Here is a 16,814-nt window from a genome sequence, read left to right as displayed (position 1 = left end):
CCCGGACGAGCCCCCTCGGGACTGGACGACCCGCTCAGGATCAGCCGGGTCCGACCGGGACCGCTCGGGGCGCGGAGCGGGATCAGTCCGGACGGACCGGGCGGCCCGGCAGCACCACGCGCGCCAGCGTCCCGCCGCCGTCCGCCGGTTCCAGGGTCACCCGCCCCCCGCCCTCCCCGACGACCCGCGCCACGATCGACAAGCCCAGGCCCGACCCCGGCAGGCTGCGCGCCGACGGCGAACGCCAGAACCGCTCGAACACGTGCGGCAGGTCCTCCGGCGCGATCCCCGGGCCCTCGTCGCGGACGGTCAGCTGCCCGCCGTCCAGCCGCACCCGCACCCGGCCCGACGGCGGGCTGAACTTCACCGCGTTGTCCAGCAGGTTCACCACCGCCCGCTCCAGCTGCCCCGGATCGCCCCGCACGAACCACGGCGCCACCTCGGCGTCCACCGCCAGGCCCGGGCCGCGCAGCCGCGCCCGCTCCACCGCGCGCTCCACCACCTCGTGCAGCGCCACCGCCTCGCGCGCGGGCTGCCCCTCGGCCGGACGCGCCAGCTCCAGCAGGTCCCCGACCAGGCTCGACAGCTCCACCATCTGCGCCTTCACGCTCGCCAGCAGCCGCCGCCGCGTGTCCGGCGGCAGCTCCCGGCCGGCGTCCTGCGACCGCATCAGCAGGTCGATGTTGGTGCGCAGCGAGGTCAGCGGCGTGCGCAGCTCGTGCCCGGCGTCGGCGATCAGCTGCTGCTGCCGGTCCCGCGACCCCGCCAGCGCCCGCGTCATCGTGTTGAACGCCCGGCCCAGCCGCGCGATCTCGTCGTGCCCCTCCTCGGGGATCCGCGTGTCGAGGTCCTCGGTGCGCGCGATGTGCTCGACGGCGCCGGTCAGCCGGTCCACCGGACGCAGCGACGCCCGCGCGATCATCAGGCCCGCGCCCGCCGACAGCAGCACCCCCGCCGCCGTCACCGCCACCAGCAGCAGCGCCAGGTTGTCCAGCGGCCCCTCCACCTCGTCCAGCGGAAGCGCCGTCGACACCGCGAACAGGTACGGCGAACCGTCCGCCCGTATCCCCCGGTAGCCCCGCGTCAGGACCCGCACCCGCACCTTCGCGCCCTGCGCGTCCACGCCGTCCCCGTCGTGCAGCGCGCTCGGGCTCCGGCCCGCCGCGACCCGCGCGTCGGTGCCGGTGACCGTCAGCGCGCCCCGGCCCGGGATCACGCACCCCTTCCCGTCGACGGTCACCGCCTGCTGGATGACGTACGGCGTCGGGAAGCGCGCCCCGGTCTCACCGACCGGCGACGCCCCGCACGACATCAGCGCGTCGCGGATGTCCGGCCAGCCGCGCGGACGCTGGTCGTCCATGCCGGGACCCGCCGGCGGCCCGCTGGTCATCGCGCGCAGGCGCCCGTCCAGCTCCCGGTACAGCTGCCCGCGCACCAGGAACCAGCTCACCGTCGCGCACGCCGCCACCGCCACCGCGACCGCCAGTGCCGTCAGCAGGGCCAGCCGTCCCCGCAGCGGCAGCCGCGTCATCAGCCTCCGCACGACCCCGCCGCCTCCACCAGCCGCGGCCCGGCCGGGCCGGGGCGCATGCGCTGCGCGGTGCGACCGGTCACGACGAACCCCGCAGGACGTAGCCGACGCCGCGGACGGTGTGGATCAGCCGCGGCATCCCCGCCGCCTCGGTCTTGCGCCGCAGGTACATCACGTACACGTCCAGCGAGTTGGACGCCGGCTCGAAGTCGAACCCCCATACCGTCTCCAGGATCTGCTCCCGGGTCAGCACCTGCCGCGGATGCCTCAGGAACAGCTCCAGCAGCATGAACTCGGTGCGGGTCAGCTCCAGCGGACGCCCCGCCCGCACCACCTCGCGGGTGCGCGGGTCCATCCGCAGGTCCTCGAACGCCAGCGCCCCGCCGTCCGGACGCTCCGCCCGGCCGTAGTCGGCGGCCCGCCGCAGCAGCGCCCGCACCCGCGCCAGCAGCTCGTCCAGCTCGAACGGCTTGACCAGGTAGTCGTCGGCGCCCGCGTCCAGCCCGGTCACCCGGTCGCCGACCATGTCCCGCGCCGTCAGCATCAGCACCGGCATCGTCGCGCCGCGCGCCCGCATCCGCCGGCACGCGGTCAGCCCGTCCATCCGCGGCATCAGCACGTCCAGCACCACCAGGTCCGGACGCTCCCGCTCGACCGCGTCCAGCGCCAGCAGCCCGTCGGCGGCCGCCCCGACGTCGTAGCCCTCGAACTCCAGGCTGCTGGTCAGCGACTCCCGCACCGCGGGCTCGTCGTCCACGACCAGGATCCGCCCCCGCGCAGCACCCGACTCCATCCGCCCACGGTAACCGCCCGCGCCGCGCTCACCGCTGTGACCAGCGGATTCTCATGGATCTTTCAGAAACGCCGGAGCGCTCAGGACGCCCGCCCGGACGCGGCGCCGCCCTCCGGCGCACCGCCTCCCTCGCGGCTGCCGGGCCGCGCAGGGCCGGGCTCGGGCGCGCCCGCAGGACGCGCGGGACGGACGGCCGCCGACGTCGCCTCCCCGGTCGCCTCCGTCACCACCGTCATGATCGACACCGGCGGCGCCTGCACCGGACGGTCCTTGGCGTCCGCGCGGCGCACGCCGACCCGGTACCGGGAGGCGTTGCGCAACGTGCTCACCGCGATCCGCGGCACCACGCGCGGCGCCGTCCGGGCCGTGACCCGCACCGCGATCCCGGACGCCGACCCGACCACCGCGCCGGTCGCCGGATGCGTCACGACCGCCTCCATCGTGGCCCGCGCGACCCGTCCCACCAGGTCAGTGAGCGACACCTCACCCCGCCCGCGCCCGGCGTCCGCCGTCGTGCCACTCGGACGAGCGGCGTCCGCGCCACCCGCACCCGAGGTCGCCGGGGCCGTGCTGGTCGGGTCAGGGCGCAGGGCGGTGGAGAAACCGGTGCGGACGGACTGGACCACCACCTCGCGGGACACATCGAACATCAGCCCGCGCAGCGACTCCCGCAGCGCGCGCTTCAGCGCCTCGCGCATCAGCTCACGCATGATCGTCTCGACCGTGAAGGCCAGCGCGCGGTCGGCGACCTGACCGGCCAGGCCCCGCGCCGAACGCGCAAGCGCGCTGCCCGCCGCAGCCTTCCAGAAGCCGCCCGCCGCGCGCGCCGCCTCGCCGGTGCCGAGGTCGCGTGCCACGTCCAGGACGAACGAGGACGCCAGGTCGGCGCTCGCCGCCGCCACCGGGCTCGCCGCCGCGACCCGGCGGCCCTGCGCGCGCACCCCCGACGCCAGCTCCCGCGCCGCCTCCTTGGCGGCCTCCTGCGCGACCGTGCGGACCACGTCGGTGATCACGTCCCGGCCCACGTCGAACGCCACGTCCACCGCGATGTCGGCGACCGCGTCGAGCGTGGTGTCGACCACGGCCCGGGTCGCGGCCTGCACCACCGGCGCCGACGCCGTCCGGCCCGCCACGTCGGCGACCGCGTCCAGCGCCGAGGCCGTCGCGGCCCGCGCGAACGGGCTGCGCGCCGCCAGCCGCCGCGCCGCGGCCGCCATCGGATGCTGCGCCGCCTGCTCGGCCAGCGTCACCGCCGTGCCGGTCAGCGCGCTGGTGACGTCCAGGGCCGTCCCGGCGAGCGGGTTGGAGCCCGCCACCGTCCGCGCGACCGACCGCGCCTCCAGGACGGCCTCGCGCACCGCCTTCTCGGCGGCCGCTCCGGCGATCTTCACCGCCGCGTCCCGCGCGGCGCGCTCCACCGCGTCCATGGCCGAGGTCCGCGCCAGCCGCTCGACGACCTGCGCCGCAGCCTGGTCGGCGGCCCGCCGCGCGATCACCCGGACCGGCTCGGCCGCGGCCGACGCCTGCCGCGCCGCGCGCCCGGCCACCGGCGCAAGGCCCGCGATCCCGCCGGACGCGGCACGGTCCAACCGCGCCACCACACCGGAAACAGGCTCGGACTCGGACGCCGGCCCGGCCGTCAGCGCGGGCTTGGCCGCCGATTCGAGTTCGACGACGGGCTCGGCGCCGGGTTCGACGACGGGTTTGGTGCCGGGTTCGGCGGCGGGCTCGGCGGTGGGTTCCGGTGGGGACGCGGTTTCCGGGGACGTCTCGTCGCCGGTCGAGCCGCCGCCTCTCGCGCCGCTCCCGGTCCGGTCGGTCATGTCCGTGCCCCCAAACCCGCCCACGTCCTGCCTTCCAGACTAACGATCGTCCTGCCGTTTCGTTCCCCGCCGGGCGGCGTCCGCACCTGGCCCGGGCATGGCGAAGGGTCTGGATCGGCCGGGCCCTCCTTCGGCAGGCGGCACTCCTCATTCGGGGCAGGCCGGAACCGGGTCGTCCGCAAGAGGTTCCGGCGAAGGGCTGGACAACCCGCCCCGCAGGCGTATATTCGAAAGCGAGTACTCGTCCACGAGTACTCGCAAGCGAGTGGGCGGCGGGACGAGCCGCCCGGACGGAACGGGCGGAGGTGGTCGCGGTGGCCAAGCGGCGGAAGGTCGCCAACCTGCTGGCGCTGCCGGTGCTGAGCACGCTCAGCGAGCGCCCGATGTACCCCTACGAGATCGCCTCCACGCTGCGGCGCCGCGGCAAGGACGCCAGCGTGAAGATCAACTGGGGGTCGTTCTACACCGTCGTGCGGAACCTGGAGAAGCACGGGCTGATCAAGGCGACCGGCACGGTCCGGCAGGGCAACCAGCCGGACCGGACGGTCTACGCGATCACCCCCGAGGGCAGCGCCGAGCTCACCGACTGGCTGCGCGAGCTGGTCGCCGTCCCCGAGCGCGAGTACCCGCGGTTCGAGGCCGCGCTCGCCGACATCGCCGGGCTGGACCCGCGCGAGTTCACCGTGCTGCTGCGGCGGCGGCTGGAGGCCCTGGACGCCGACCTCGCCGAGCAGGAGCGCCAGCTCGCCGAGGCCCGGTCCTGGCTGCCCGAGCTGCTGCTGATCGAGGCCGACTACCACCTGACCCTCAGCCGCGCCGAGACCGGATGGGTCCGCGCCCTGCTGGCCCGCCTGGAGGACGGCACCATGCCCGGCCTCGCCGACTGGACCCGCTTCCACGAGACCGGCGAGGTCCCGCGGGAGATCGACTGGCTCCAGAACCAGGAGCGCCAGAACCAGGAGCGCCAGGAACGCCAGGAGGAGGGCTGACACCACCCCCACGGACGTGAGAAGGCCCCGGCCGGTGCGGCAACACCGGGCCGGGGCCCCAGAGCCAGAACGCCGATCCGCGGCAACGGAACCAGCGACCTGGGTGACACAACAAGGTTAGCCGGACTCACCGCGCCGCCGGATCGCCCCACCGATCCACGAACCGGGAGAGTCCCGTGACCATCCGAGGCACCACCACCGACCCGTGCGCCGTGCGCGCGCACGACCTCGGCAAGACCTACTCCGTCCGCGGCGTCAAGGGCGGCGTCCGCGCCCTGGACGGCCTGGACATCGCGGTCGAGCGCGGCATCGTGTTCGGCCTGCTCGGCCCCAACGGCGCCGGCAAGTCCACCGCCGTCAAGGTCCTCACCACCCTCACCCGCCCCGACCGCGGCAGCGCCGAGGTCGAGGGCGCCGACGTGCTGCGCAACCCGGGCCGCGTCCGGCGCCTCATCGGCGTCGTCGCGCAGCGCTCGGGCAGCGACCCGCGCGCCACCGGCCGCGAGAACCTGATCCTGCAGGCCCGGATGCACGGCATGGGCGGGCACGCCGCCCGCACCCGCGCCACCGAGCTGCTCGACCGGTTCGACCTCACCGAGGTCGCCGACCGGCTCGTCAAGACCTACTCCGGTGGCACCCAGCGCCGCCTGGACGTCGCGCTCGGCCTGGTGCACCGCCCCGCCGTGCTGTTCCTGGACGAGCCGACCACCGGCCTGGACCCCGAGGCCCGCGCCGCGATGTGGACCGAGATCCAACGGCTCGCCTCCGGCGACGGCCTGACCGTCGTCCTCACCACCCACTACCTGGAGGAGGCCGACCGGCTCGCGCAGCGCCTGGCGATCGTCGACCACGGGCACGTCGTCGCGGGCGGCACCCCCGACGAGCTGAAGGGCGAGCTGCGCGGCGACGCGGTCCACCTGGAGCTGGCCTCCGGGTCCGTCCCCGCCGAGGTCCGCGCCGTGCTGGAGGCGCTGCCGTCCGTCCGGGAGGTCCGGGTCGCCGGACGCGGCGTCAGCGCCCGCAGCGACAACGGCGCCGCCGCGGTGCCCGCCGTCCTGGCCGCGCTGGAGCGCGCCGGGATGCCCGCAGCGGCCGTCACCGTCGCCCGCCCCAGCCTGGACGACGTGTTCCTGCGCTACACCGGCCGCCGCTACACCCCCGACAACGGCCAGGACACCCCCGCCACCCCCGGCACCCGCCCCAGCGGCGACGTCGCCGACACCGACCCGACCGTCCGGCAGGAGGCCGCGAAATGACCACCGCACCCCTCACCGCGCCCGCTTCCCGCAAGCTCGCGATGCCGCGGCTGCTCGCCGACACCTGGTTCCTGACCGGACGCCGCCTGCACGCGCTCGCGCGCCAGCCCGCCGTCATCGTCGGCAACCTCGTCCAACCCGCGATCTGGCTGTTCCTGTTCGGGTCGCTGTTCCGCCGCGTCGTGGACATCCCCGGCTTCGGCGGCGGCTCCTACCTGGGGTACCTGGTGCCCGGCGTGATCGCCATGAACGCGATGAACGCGAGTATGTGGGCCGGCGTCGGGATGATCGAGGAGATCGACCGCGGCACCCTGAACCGGTTCCTGACCTCCCCGGTCAGCCGCGTCGCGCTGATGACCTCCGGCGTCGCCGACCAGGCCGTCACCACCGCGCTGCAGTCCGTCGCGATCCTGCTGCTCGGCCTGCTCGGCGGCGCGCACTACCCCGGCGGGATCGGCGGCTGCGCCGTGGTCGTCGCCGCGGGCGTGCTGCTCGGCACGGTGTTCGGCGCGCTGTCCAACGCGATGGGCATGACGCTGAAGCAGCGCGAGGCGATCATCGGGTTCAACGTGCTGCTGATGCTGCCGCTGACCTTCCTGTCCTCGGCGTTCATGCCGAGCACGCTGATGCCGCACTGGATGCGGGTCATCACCGCCTGCAACCCGCTCGACTGGGCCGTCCGCGCAGGCCGCTCCGCGCTCGCCACCGGCACCGACTGGGGCTCGGTCGCGGCGCGCGGCGGCGGGCTGCTCGCCCTGGCCGTGGTGTGCATCGCGATCTCGGTCGCCACCTTCCGCTCCTACCAGAAGTCCGTCTGACACCGGCCCAGAAGTCCGTCTGACACACCCGGTGAGGTGCGGCGGTCCGGATCCGAACGGTCCGGGCCGCCGCGCCGTCTAACCTGGCGGGGACGAGAGGGGCCGACGATGAGCGAGATGCTGCGGACGGGACGCGCGATGGCGGTCGCGACCGTCGTGTCGCGGATCACCGGGTTCGTCCGCTCGCTGGTGCTGATCGCCGCGCTCGGCCTCGGCACCCGCCTCATGGACGCCTACACCGCCGCCAACGTCACCCCCAACACGATCTACGAGCTGGTCATGGGCGGCGCGCTCGCCTCGGTGATCGTCCCGCTGCTGGTCCGGCAGGCGTCCCGGCCCGAGGCCGACCTGTTCGCCCAGCGGCTGCTGTCGCTGGTGGTGTACGGGCTCGGCGCGGTCGTGATCGTCACCGTGGTCGCCGCGCCGCTGATCGTGGACGCGACCGTGTCGGGGTTCAAGCCATCCCAGCGGCACCTGGCCGTGCTGTTCACCCGCTTCTTCATGCCGCAGATCCTGTTCTACGGCGTCAGCGCCACCCTGGCGGCCGTGCTGAACGCCCGCGGACGGCTCACCACACCGCTGTGGGCGCCGGTCGCCAACAACCTCGTCGTGATCGGCACCGGGCTGGCGTTCGTCCTGGTCGGCGGCACCGGCGGCGCCACCTCGCTCAGCACCGCGCAGACGCTGCTGCTGTCGATCGGCACCAGCGCCGGGGTCGCCGCGCAGATGGCCGTGCTCGCCGTCGCCGGACGCCGCGCCGGGTTCCGGTTCCGGCTGCACGCCGACCCGCGCGGCATCGGCGTCCGGCGCATCGCCGCCATGGCCGCCTGGACACTGGCGTCGGTCGCCGCCGCGCAGGCGGTGTTCGTGGTGTCCACCAACCTCGCCTCGCACGCCGGACAGGGCATGCTGTCGGTCTTCACCAACGCCTCCATGGTGTTCCAGCTCCCCTACGCGGTGATCGCGGTGACCGTCATGACCAGCGTTCTGCCCCGGATGAGCCGCGCCGCCGGACGCAGCGACCTCGCCGGCGTCACCGCCGACCTGTCCCGCTCGCTGCGGCTGACCGGCGTCGCGCTCGCGCCCGTCGCCGCCGCGCTGATCGTCCTCGGGCCCGCCCTGACGACGCTGATGTTCCGGCACGGCGGCACCTCGCTGGAGGCGGCCCGGCTGGCCGGGCAGACGCTCGCCGTCTACGGGTTCGCGCTCGTCCCGTTTGCCGGGTACCAGATCATGCTCCGCACCTTCTACGCCCTCGGCGACACCCGCACCCCGGCGCTGGTCAGCGTCGGAGTCTCGGCCGCCACGGCCGCGTCGGCGCTGGTCGCGGCGCAGGTCATCGGAGGCGCGCGGCTGGTGTTCGCGCTGGCCGGCTGCACCGGCCTGGCCTACGCGGGCGGACTGGTCGCCGCCGCGCTGCTGCTGCGGAACCGGCTCGGCCGGGTCGACGGCCACCGCCTGCTGGACACCCACCTGCGCACCCTGGCCGCCGCGACCGCCGCCGGCCTGGCCGCCGCCGCGGTCGCCCGCGCCGTGGACGCCCCGTTCGGCGCCGGGCCGTCCAGCGCCGCCGTGGTGATCGTCGCCGCGTCCGCCGCGGGCGGCCTGCTGTACGCGCTGGCGGCGCGGATCCTCGGCGTCGCCGAGGTGCGCACGCTGACCTCCGCACTGCGCCTAGGCTGACCCGCGCTGCGCCCCGGCTGACCCGCGTGGGGTGCGGCGGGCCGCACCGGGACTGCACAATGGCCGGGTGGACGACCTCGTCGAGTTCCTACGCGCCCGGATCGCCAAGGACGAGCAGATCGCCCGCGCCTGCTCGGGCGCGGCCTGGCGGCCCTCCCCGCCGGGCTCGGTCAGCCTCGACACCCCGTCCGGCGAACCGTCCGCCGACACGTCCGGCGGGTCCGGCGCGTCGGGCGCCCCGGGCCAGGCGCCTTCCGGACGGCCCGGATTCGTCGCCGAGGCCGAGAACGAGACCTACGCCGAGCACATCGCGCGCCACGCCCCCGCCCGCGTCCTGCGCGAGGCCGCCGCCAAGCGCCTCATCCTCGACGAGTACGCCAAGGCCGCGTGGCTGCTGTCCAGCGGGCACCGCTCGGACGCCGCCGAGGCCGCCCAGACCGTCCGCGTCGCCGCCCTGCGCGCGCTGGCCTCCGCCTACGCCGACCACCCCGCCTACCGCCCCCAATGGGCGATCTGACCGGCGGACGGCTCAGTCGGCGGACGCGCCCGGACGGCGTGACCTAGGTGCCGCGCGCAGGTGGAAGCGCTCGCCCTGGCACCCGAACAGGCTGAGCAACTCCACCGCCTCGGTGCCGGCCGGGCCGAACCAGTGCGGCAGTCGCGTGTCGAACTCGGCCGCCTCGCCGGGTTCCAGCACCAGGTCGTGGTCCCCGACGATCAGCCGGAGCCGTCCGGCCAGCACGTACAGCCACTCGTAGCCCTCGTGCGTCACCGGGTTCGGCTCGCAGCGCGCCTTCGCCGGCAGGATCGTCTTCCACGCCTGCAGCGGCCCGGGCTGCCTGGTCAGCGGGATCACCGTCCGGTCGCCGCCGTCGCGCGGCGTCAGCCGCACCCGCGGATCGCCGACCTCCGGCGCGCCGACCATCTCGTCCAGCGGCACCTGGTACACCTGCGCGAGCGGCAGCAGCAGCTCCAGGCTCGGCTTGCGCTGGCCCGACTCCAGCCGCGACAGCGTGCTCTTGGAGATCCCGGTGGCCTCGGCGAGCGCGCCCAGGGTGACGCCGCGCTCGGCGCGCAGCCTCCGCAGCCGCGGACCGACCTCGGTCAGGGCCCGGTCGATCGCCGCCGACGGGTCGTCGCCGCCGGAGTCCGCGACGGTCTCGGGGACGGTGTCGGTGCTGGTGGCGGGGCCGCGAGGACGTTCCATGGCCCCATTCCACCCGACGCGTCCCAGAAATGGCAACAAACGTTGCCGGGCGTTTGGGGCCGCTCGCATCCTGGATCCGCAAGTGACCAGCTCAACGACCTGCGGACGGTAGATATGACCGACAACGACCGGTACGACGTGGTGATCGTGGGCGGCGGCGCCGCCGGGCTCAACGCGGGCCTGCAACTGGCCCGCGCCCGCCGCCGCATCGCGATCCTGGACACCGGCTCCCCGCGCAACGCCCCCGCCGCGCACATGCACGGTTTCCTGTCCCGCGACGGCATGCCCCCGGCCGCGCTGCTGGAAGCCGGCCGCGCCGAACTCGCCCGCTACGGCGTCCGGCCCATCGCGGCCCGCGCGGACGAGATCATCCGCGAGACCGGCGGCGCGGAAGCCCCCTCGTTCACCGTGCGGCTCGCCGGAGGGGCGTCGATGCGGACCCGGCGCGTCCTGGTGACGACCGGGCTGCACGACGAGCTGCCCGACCTGCCCGGCCTGCGGGAGGGCTGGGGACGGCACGTCCTGCACTGCCCCTACTGCCACGGCCACGAGGTCCGCGACGAGCCGGTCGGGGTGCTGGCGCTGCAGCCGCACGCCGTCCAGCACGCCCTGATGATCAGGCAGTGGTGCCCCGACCTCACCCTGTTCACCCACACCCTGGACCCCTCGCCCGAGGACCGCACCCGCCTGGCCGCGCGCGGCATCACCGTCGTCGAGGGCGAGGTCAAGCGGCTCGTCGCCGACGACGCGGGCCTGCACGGTGTGGAGATGGCCGATGGACGCGTCGTCGCGCGCACCGCCCTGTTCGTCCAGTCCACCCTGGTGCCCCGCGACGGCCTGCTCACCGCGCTCGGCTGCGAGCTCGGCGAGGACGGCCTGGTCCGCACCGACGGCATGGGCCGCACCAGCGTCCCCGGCGTCTCGGCGGCCGGGAACGTCGTGGACGGGCACGCCCAGGTGATCGTCGCCGCGGCGCAGGGCTCGGTCGCCGCCGCGATGCTCAACGGCGACCTGGTGGAGGAGGACGTCGCGGCCGCCGTGGCCGAGACCGTCGGTGCCGTTGGGTAACGTCCGGGAGGAGCAGATCCCTGCCGCCCGGAACCGACGAACGGAACCGGTCGCCAGGGGCCAGAGACCGCGACCCAAACGCCGGACGCACCCCCGGCGACCGAAACGGGAGACACCGACGATGAGCCAGGCCACCGGGCCGGACCCGCAGGCGCCCGCACCGCACGCCGCGGACAGCCACGAGCTGATCCGCGTGGTCGGGGCGCGCGAGAACAACCTCAAGGACGTCAGCGTCGAGCTGCCCAAGCGGCGCCTGACGGTGTTCACCGGCGTGTCCGGCTCCGGCAAGAGCTCCCTGGTGTTCGCCACGATCGCGGCCGAGTCGCAGCGGCTGATCAACGAGACCTACAGCGCGTTCGTGCAGGGCTTCATGCCCACCCTCGCCCGCCCCGAGGTGGACGTCCTGGAGGGCCTCACCACCGCGATCATCGTCGACCAGCAGCGGATGGGCGCCGACCCCCGGTCCACGGTCGGCACCGCCACCGACGCCAACGCGATGCTGCGGATCCTGTTCAGCCGCCTCGGGCAGCCGCACATCGGCTCCGCGCAGGCGTTCTCCTTCAACGTCCCCTCGGTCAGCGGCGCGGGCGCGATCACCGTGGAACGCGGCGGCAAGGAGGTCAAGGAGAAGCGCTCCTTCAGCGTCACCGGCGGCATGTGCCCGCGCTGCGAGGGCCGCGGCACCGTCTCCGACATCGACCTCGACCAGCTGTTCGACAGGACCAAGTCGCTGTCCGAAGGCGCGATGACCATCCCCGGCTACAAGGCCGGCGGCTGGAACTACCGGCTCTACGCCTCATCCGGCTTCTTCGACCCCGACAAGCCCATCAGCGCCTTCACCAAGAAGGAGCTGGACGACTTCCTCTACCGCGAGCCCACGCGGATGAAGATCGAGGGCATCAACATGACCTACGAGGGTCTGGTGCCGCGCATCCAGAAGTCCATGCTCGCCAAGGACCGCGAGGGCATGCAGCCCCACATCCGCGAGTTCGTCGACCGCGCCGTCACCTTCACCTCCTGCCCCGAGTGCGACGGCACGCGGCTGGCGGCGCCCGCCCGCTCGTCCAAGATCGACGGGATCAGCATCGCCGACGCCTGCGCCATGCAGATCAGCGACCTGGCCGAATGGGTCGCCAAGCTGGACGAGCCCTCGGTCGCGCCGCTGCTGGAGTCGCTGCGCCACACCCTCGACTCGTTCGTGGAGATCGGCCTGGGCTACCTGTCGCTGGACCGGCCCGCCGGCACCCTGTCGGGCGGCGAGGCGCAGCGCGTCAAGATGATCCGCCACCTCGGCTCGTCCCTCACCGACGTCACCTACGTCTTCGATGAGCCGACCGTCGGCCTGCACCCGCACGACATCCAGCGCATGAACGAGCTGCTCCTGCGGCTGCGCGACAAGGGCAACACCGTCCTGGTCGTCGAGCACAAGCCCGAGGCCATCGCGATCGCAGACCACGTCGTCGACCTCGGACCCGGCGCGGGCTCGCTCGGCGGCACCGTCTGCTTCGAGGGCACCGTCGAGGGCCTGCGCGCCAGCGGCACCGTCACCGGACGCCACCTGGACGACCGGGCCGTCCTGAAGGACGAGGTCCGCACGCCCACCGGGAAGCTGGAGATCCGCGGCGCGACCTCCCACAACCTCCGGGACGTCGACGTCGACATCCCGCTCGGCGTGCTGACCGTCATCACCGGCGTCGCGGGCTCGGGCAAGAGCTCGCTGGTGCACGGGTCGGTCCCCGCGTCCTCGGGCGTGGTGTCGGTCGACCAGACCGCCATCCGCGGCTCCCGCCGCAGCAACCCCGCCACCTACACCGGCCTGCTGGAGCCGATCCGCAAGGCGTTCGCCAAGGCCAACGGCGTCAAGCCCGCGCTGTTCTCGGCCAACTCCGAGGGCGCCTGCCCCACCTGCAACGGCGCCGGCGTGATCTACACCGACCTGGCGATGATGGCCGGCGTCGCGACGGTCTGCGAGGAGTGCGAGGGCAAGCGCTTCCAGGCGTCGGTCCTGGAGTACCACCTGGGCGGACGCGACATCAGCGAGGTCCTGGCGATGTCGGTCGCCGAGGCCGAGGCGTTCTTCGGCTCCGGCGACGCCCGCACCCCCGCCGCGCACGCCATCCTCGACCGGCTCAACGACGTCGGCCTCGGCTACCTCACCATCGGCCAGCCGCTCACCACCCTGTCCGGCGGCGAGCGCCAGCGCCTCAAGCTCGCCACCCACATGGCCGACAAGGGTGGCATCTACGTCCTGGACGAGCCGACCACCGGCCTGCACCTCGCCGACGTCGAGCAGCTCCTCGGCCTGCTCGACCGCCTCGTCGAGTCGGGCAAGTCGGTCATCGTCATCGAGCACCACCAGGCCGTCATGGCGCACGCCGACTGGATCATCGACCTCGGCCCCGGCGCCGGCCACGACGGCGGCCGCATCGTGTTCGAGGGCACGCCCGCCGACCTGGTCAAGGCCCGCTCCACCCTGACCGCCCAGCACCTCGCCGACTACGTAGGAGCCTGACCGGCGCACCGCCACGTCCACCGCGCTCCCGCCGCTGACCGACGCGCTCGGTCAGGGGCGGGGGTGGGGTGGACGGGGCGACCAGGGCGGCCAGTTGGTAGGCCGGGGAGCGGTCCAGGGCGTCGCGGTCGCGGTCGTAGCGGCGGGTGGTGCGCGGGTCGGCGTGGCCGGCGAAGTCCTGGACGACGTGCAGCGGACGGCCCTCGCCTAGCGCGATCGTGATCGCCGAGTGGCGGAACGAGTGCGGGCTGATGACGAAGTCGACCCCGCACTCGGCCGCGACGCGGTTCACCAGCTTCCACACGTACGACTGGACGAGCGGACGGCCCGTCCGGCTGACGAAGATCGGGCCCGAGCCGGGACGGCCGCGCTCGGCGAGGTAGCGGTCCAGCGCGGCGACGGCGGGCGGCGGCAGCGCGAACCGCTTGCTCTGGCCGCCCTTGGCGACCACGTCCAGCACGCGGTGGCCGCTGTCCTCGCCGAGATCCTCGATCCGCGCCGACAGCAGCGAGCCGATGCGTCCGGCGGTCGCGAACATCAGCCACAGCAGCGCGTACGTGCGCGCGGACTCGTGCTCGGACGCGTAGGACAGCACGTCCGCGACCTGCTGCTTGGACAGGCCGCGCGTGCGCGAATGCCTGGTGTCCATGCGCGGACGCTCCGCACCCTCGAACGGATTCACCGGCGCGCATCCCTCCCGGACCAGATACCGGTACCAGGACGAGACGGCCGCGACCCGCCGGTTCACGGTCGCGCGCGCCAAGCCCGAGGCGACCAGATCGGCAACATACAGGTCGGCGTCGCGCGGGGTCGGCGCCTGGGCCTGGACCAGGCGCGCCGTGCACCACCACACCCACCAGCCGACGTCCCGCAGGTAGGCGGCCTGCGTGTGCGCGGACGACCGCCGTCCCGACACCAGCCACACCCCGGTGGCCCGCAGCGCCGACTCGTCCATCCTGGCGGCCCGCATCAAACTCGCCAGCTCACCGGCCACCCGCGCGGGCGGCGTGCCGCGAAGGGGTAGTTCGGGTGCGGAGGGGATCGCCAGGTCGGCCACCGAGGCGCCTTCGACCCGCGCATCGGTGGTCGTCTCAAGATCGGCCTGTGCCACGCCTGCAGCTTAGGCCCGTCGTCGCCGCTCACCCACCGGCCCCGCCGTCCAGGTAGTCGTCGAGGGTCGCGGCGGCTTTGAGCAGGGCGCGGCCGCGGGCGGTGAGGCGGTCGTGCCATTCGCGCAGGGCCGCTTGCAGGGGTTCTGGGCCGCCAGCCGTCCGCATGTGTTCCAGCACCTGCGCGATCTGTTCCAGGCCGTAGCCGCCGCGCCGCAACTGGTGTGCCATCAGGACGTCCCGGACGTCGGCCTCGCTGTAGACGCGGTACCCGGTATGCGCGTCTCGTGCCGGGACGACCAGTCCGGCGCGTTCCCACTTGCGCAACGTCGCCGGCCGGACGCCCAGCCTCCGCGCCAGCGGACCAATGAACATCGGGCCCTCCGCGTTCTGCGACCGTCTCGCTGCGCCTTCCGGCGGGACGGCCGGCAGTGTCAGGTCGTGCAGGGCGCGTTCGACAGCTTCCAGGGTGCGGCGGTCGCCGGCCAGTTCGGCGTGGCCGTCGTCGATGAGGCGCAGCGCGTCGTCGAGCGCGCCGCCGTTCACCGCACGCATGATCGCGGTCGCGGTGGCGTGGCCCTGCGCGGGGACGAGCGCCAGGAACGTCCGCAGGGCCGCCGCGTGCCGGGGGCCGTAGGAGCGGTAGCCGTGCGGCGAGCGCTCCGAAGGCGGCAGGATGCCCGCCTCCTCGTAGTTGCGCACCGCCTGCGTGGACAGCCCGTGCTCCCGCGCCAGATCGACCGGCCGCAACCCCATTTTGAGACTTCACCCCTAGTTCCGCCTGGGATAACGCTCAAAGTTTACACCGCAGGTTCAACGATACGGTTGAAGGTATGACGGCACAGATCCGGGACGCCGTGCGTCCCTTCACCTGCGAGTCCCTCACCGCGCTCCTGCCGCCGACCACCCGCCTGCTCGGCCTCGGCGAGCCCACCCACCGCGTCGAGGCGTTCCCCGAACTGCGCAACGAACTGTTCAGGCACCTCGTCCAGCACGAGGGCTACCGCTCGATCGCCCTGGAGACCGACTGCCTGGCCGCGCTGGTCGCCGACGCCCACGTCACGCGCGGCGAGGGCGACTTCGAGGACGCGATGAAGCGCGGCTTCAGCCACGACTGGGACACCATCGCCGCCAACCGCGACCTGGTGGCCTGGATGCGCGCCTACAACCAGGGCCGCCCACCGGCCGGACGGCTCCACCTGTACGGGATGGACGGCCCGCTGGAGATCACCGGCGCCGCCAGCCCGCGTCCGGCGCTGACCGCGCTGTACGACTACCTCGCCGCCCACCTCGACCTGCCGTGGAGCCGGGACGAGCTGGACGAGCTGCTCCGCAAGGACGAGCTGTGGACCAACCCGGCCGCCATGATGGACCCCGCGCAGTCCATCGGCCGCACTCCCGACGCCGAGGACCTGCGGCTGATCGCCGACGACCTGCACACGCTGCTCGCCGCCAACGCGCCGCTGCTGATGGACGCGACGTCCCGGGACGACTGGTGGCGCGCCGACCTGCACGCCCGCACCCTCTCGGGCCTGCTGCGCTACCACGCGGGGATGGCCGACCCGGGCCCGGCGCGCATGAACACGCTGCTGTCGCTGCGCGACACGATGATGGCGAGCAACCTCGACGCGATCGTGCGCCGCGAGGCAAGGCGCGGACCGACGCTGGTGTTCGCGCACAACGGCCACCTGCAGCGCGACCGCAGCAGCATGCGCATGCGCGACCTGCACACCGAATGGTGGAGCGCCGGGGCGATCGTGTCCAGCCACCTCGGCGACCGGTACGCGGTCGTGGCGAGCAACTTCGGCCGGCGCGGCTCCGACGTCCCCGGCCCGGACACCCTGGAAGGCATGCTCGCCGGCCTCCCGGACGACCGGGTCGTCGCCGATCCCGCCCGGCTCGCCGGGGTCCTCGACCGGACGCCGGTCCGCCGCGTCCCGGCCGACCACACCTACGCCTCGCTCGACCCGTCCGCCCTCACCCGGGCCGACGCCCTGGTCTTCCTCAAGGAGATCTCCTGAGCCG

At 74.2% G+C, this 16,814-nt stretch carries 14 protein-coding genes; 8 read left to right on the top strand and 6 right to left on the bottom strand.

Annotated features, from left to right (window positions below):
- Positions 1-82: 82 nt before the first annotated feature.
- The 3 genes from FHU30_RS42525 to FHU30_RS42515 all read right to left on the bottom strand — a co-directional run bounded on the left by FHU30_RS42525 (position 83) and on the right by FHU30_RS42515 (position 4,147).
- Entirely contained in the window at positions 83-1,531 is a 1,449-nt protein-coding gene (locus FHU30_RS42525) for a HAMP domain-containing sensor histidine kinase (RefSeq protein WP_253883416.1), read from the bottom strand.
- Positions 1,532-1,610: 79 nt separating this feature from the next.
- Positions 1,611-2,324: a response regulator transcription factor gene (locus FHU30_RS42520; protein ID WP_253883415.1), complete on the bottom strand. Its 714-nt coding sequence runs from the start codon at positions 2,322-2,324 to the stop codon at positions 1,611-1,613.
- Positions 2,325-2,404: 80 nt separating this feature from the next.
- Complete coding sequence (locus FHU30_RS42515; RefSeq protein ID WP_253883414.1) at positions 2,405-4,147, bottom strand: hypothetical protein; 1,743 nt, start codon at positions 4,145-4,147, stop codon at positions 2,405-2,407.
- 314 nt (positions 4,148-4,461) lie between these two features.
- On the opposite strand from FHU30_RS42515, the gene FHU30_RS42510 reads away from it, so the two are divergent.
- The 5 genes from FHU30_RS42510 to FHU30_RS42490 all read left to right on the top strand — a co-directional run bounded on the left by FHU30_RS42510 (position 4,462) and on the right by FHU30_RS42490 (position 9,410).
- On the top strand, positions 4,462-5,136 hold the full coding sequence (locus FHU30_RS42510) for a PadR family transcriptional regulator (RefSeq protein ID WP_253883413.1): 675 nt from the start codon (positions 4,462-4,464) through the stop codon (positions 5,134-5,136).
- A 176-nt stretch (positions 5,137-5,312) separates the two neighbouring features.
- A complete protein-coding gene (locus tag FHU30_RS42505; protein ID WP_253883412.1) occupies positions 5,313-6,392 on the top strand; it encodes an ABC transporter ATP-binding protein in 1,080 nt (359 codons plus the stop codon).
- A complete protein-coding gene (locus tag FHU30_RS42500; protein ID WP_253883411.1) occupies positions 6,389-7,210 on the top strand; it encodes an ABC transporter permease in 822 nt (273 codons plus the stop codon). The genes FHU30_RS42505 and FHU30_RS42500 overlap by 4 nt, the downstream gene beginning before the upstream one ends.
- A gap of 108 nt (positions 7,211-7,318) precedes the next feature.
- Complete coding sequence (murJ, locus tag FHU30_RS42495; RefSeq protein ID WP_253883410.1) at positions 7,319-8,893, top strand: murein biosynthesis integral membrane protein MurJ; 1,575 nt, start codon at positions 7,319-7,321, stop codon at positions 8,891-8,893.
- Positions 8,894-8,960: 67 nt separating this feature from the next.
- Positions 8,961-9,410 (top strand): DUF6221 family protein, encoded by a 450-nt coding sequence (locus tag FHU30_RS42490; protein WP_253883409.1) that lies wholly within the window; start codon positions 8,961-8,963, stop codon positions 9,408-9,410.
- Positions 9,411-9,422: 12 nt separating this feature from the next.
- Here the strand turns inward: FHU30_RS42490 and FHU30_RS42485 are convergent, their stop codons facing one another.
- Entirely contained in the window at positions 9,423-10,100 is a 678-nt protein-coding gene (locus FHU30_RS42485) for a helix-turn-helix domain-containing protein (RefSeq protein ID WP_253883408.1), read from the bottom strand.
- A gap of 114 nt (positions 10,101-10,214) precedes the next feature.
- Here FHU30_RS42485 and FHU30_RS42480 point away from each other — a divergent pair, with 114 nt between their 5' ends.
- Together FHU30_RS42480 and FHU30_RS42475 are read left to right on the top strand one after the other, a co-directional pair.
- A complete protein-coding gene (locus FHU30_RS42480; protein WP_253883407.1) occupies positions 10,215-11,168 on the top strand; it encodes an NAD(P)/FAD-dependent oxidoreductase in 954 nt (317 codons plus the stop codon).
- 121 nt (positions 11,169-11,289) lie between these two features.
- Positions 11,290-13,680, top strand: a complete 2,391-nt coding sequence (locus FHU30_RS42475) for an ATP-binding cassette domain-containing protein (RefSeq protein ID WP_253883406.1) — start codon at positions 11,290-11,292, stop codon at positions 13,678-13,680.
- Here the strand turns inward: FHU30_RS42475 and FHU30_RS42470 are convergent.
- On the bottom strand, positions 13,625-14,791 hold the full coding sequence (locus FHU30_RS42470; RefSeq protein ID WP_253883405.1) for a tyrosine-type recombinase/integrase: 1,167 nt from the start codon (positions 14,789-14,791) through the stop codon (positions 13,625-13,627). The genes FHU30_RS42475 and FHU30_RS42470 overlap by 56 nt on opposite strands.
- 28 nt (positions 14,792-14,819) lie before the next feature.
- Positions 14,820-15,545: a TioE family transcriptional regulator gene (locus tag FHU30_RS42465; RefSeq protein ID WP_253883404.1), complete on the bottom strand. Its 726-nt coding sequence runs from the start codon at positions 15,543-15,545 to the stop codon at positions 14,820-14,822.
- A 77-nt stretch (positions 15,546-15,622) separates the two neighbouring features.
- Between FHU30_RS42465 and FHU30_RS42460 the strand changes: the two genes are divergently transcribed.
- Positions 15,623-16,810 carry an erythromycin esterase family protein gene (locus FHU30_RS42460; RefSeq protein ID WP_253883403.1) on the top strand — a complete coding sequence of 396 codons (1,188 nt, stop codon included), beginning with the start codon at positions 15,623-15,625 and terminating at the stop codon, positions 16,808-16,810.
- Positions 16,811-16,814: the final 4 nt, after the last annotated feature.

The organism is Actinomadura rupiterrae, assembly GCF_024172125.1.
Classification (GTDB): domain Bacteria; phylum Actinomycetota; class Actinomycetes; order Streptosporangiales; family Streptosporangiaceae; genus Spirillospora; species Spirillospora rupiterrae.
Note: the sequence above shows the minus strand (reverse complement) of the source record. Positions and strands in the feature narration are given on the sequence as shown.

Coding starts and splice junctions, on each gene's coding strand:
- FHU30_RS42525 (WP_253883416.1), bottom strand. CDS start 1,531: ATGACGCGGCTGCCGCTGCGGGGACGGCTGGCCCTGCTGACGGCACTG.
- FHU30_RS42520 (WP_253883415.1), bottom strand. CDS start 2,324: ATGGAGTCGGGTGCTGCGCGGGGGCGGATCCTGGTCGTGGACGACGAG.
- FHU30_RS42515 (WP_253883414.1), bottom strand. CDS start 4,147: ATGACCGACCGGACCGGGAGCGGCGCGAGAGGCGGCGGCTCGACCGGC.
- FHU30_RS42500 (WP_253883411.1), top strand. CDS start 6,389: ATGACCACCGCACCCCTCACCGCGCCCGCTTCCCGCAAGCTCGCGATG.
- murJ (WP_253883410.1), top strand. CDS start 7,319: ATGAGCGAGATGCTGCGGACGGGACGCGCGATGGCGGTCGCGACCGTC.
- FHU30_RS42485 (WP_253883408.1), bottom strand. CDS start 10,100: ATGGAACGTCCTCGCGGCCCCGCCACCAGCACCGACACCGTCCCCGAG.
- FHU30_RS42480 (WP_253883407.1), top strand. CDS start 10,215: ATGACCGACAACGACCGGTACGACGTGGTGATCGTGGGCGGCGGCGCC.
- FHU30_RS42475 (WP_253883406.1), top strand. CDS start 11,290: ATGAGCCAGGCCACCGGGCCGGACCCGCAGGCGCCCGCACCGCACGCC.
- FHU30_RS42465 (WP_253883404.1), bottom strand. CDS start 15,545: ATGGGGTTGCGGCCGGTCGATCTGGCGCGGGAGCACGGGCTGTCCACG.
- FHU30_RS42460 (WP_253883403.1), top strand. CDS start 15,623: ATGACGGCACAGATCCGGGACGCCGTGCGTCCCTTCACCTGCGAGTCC.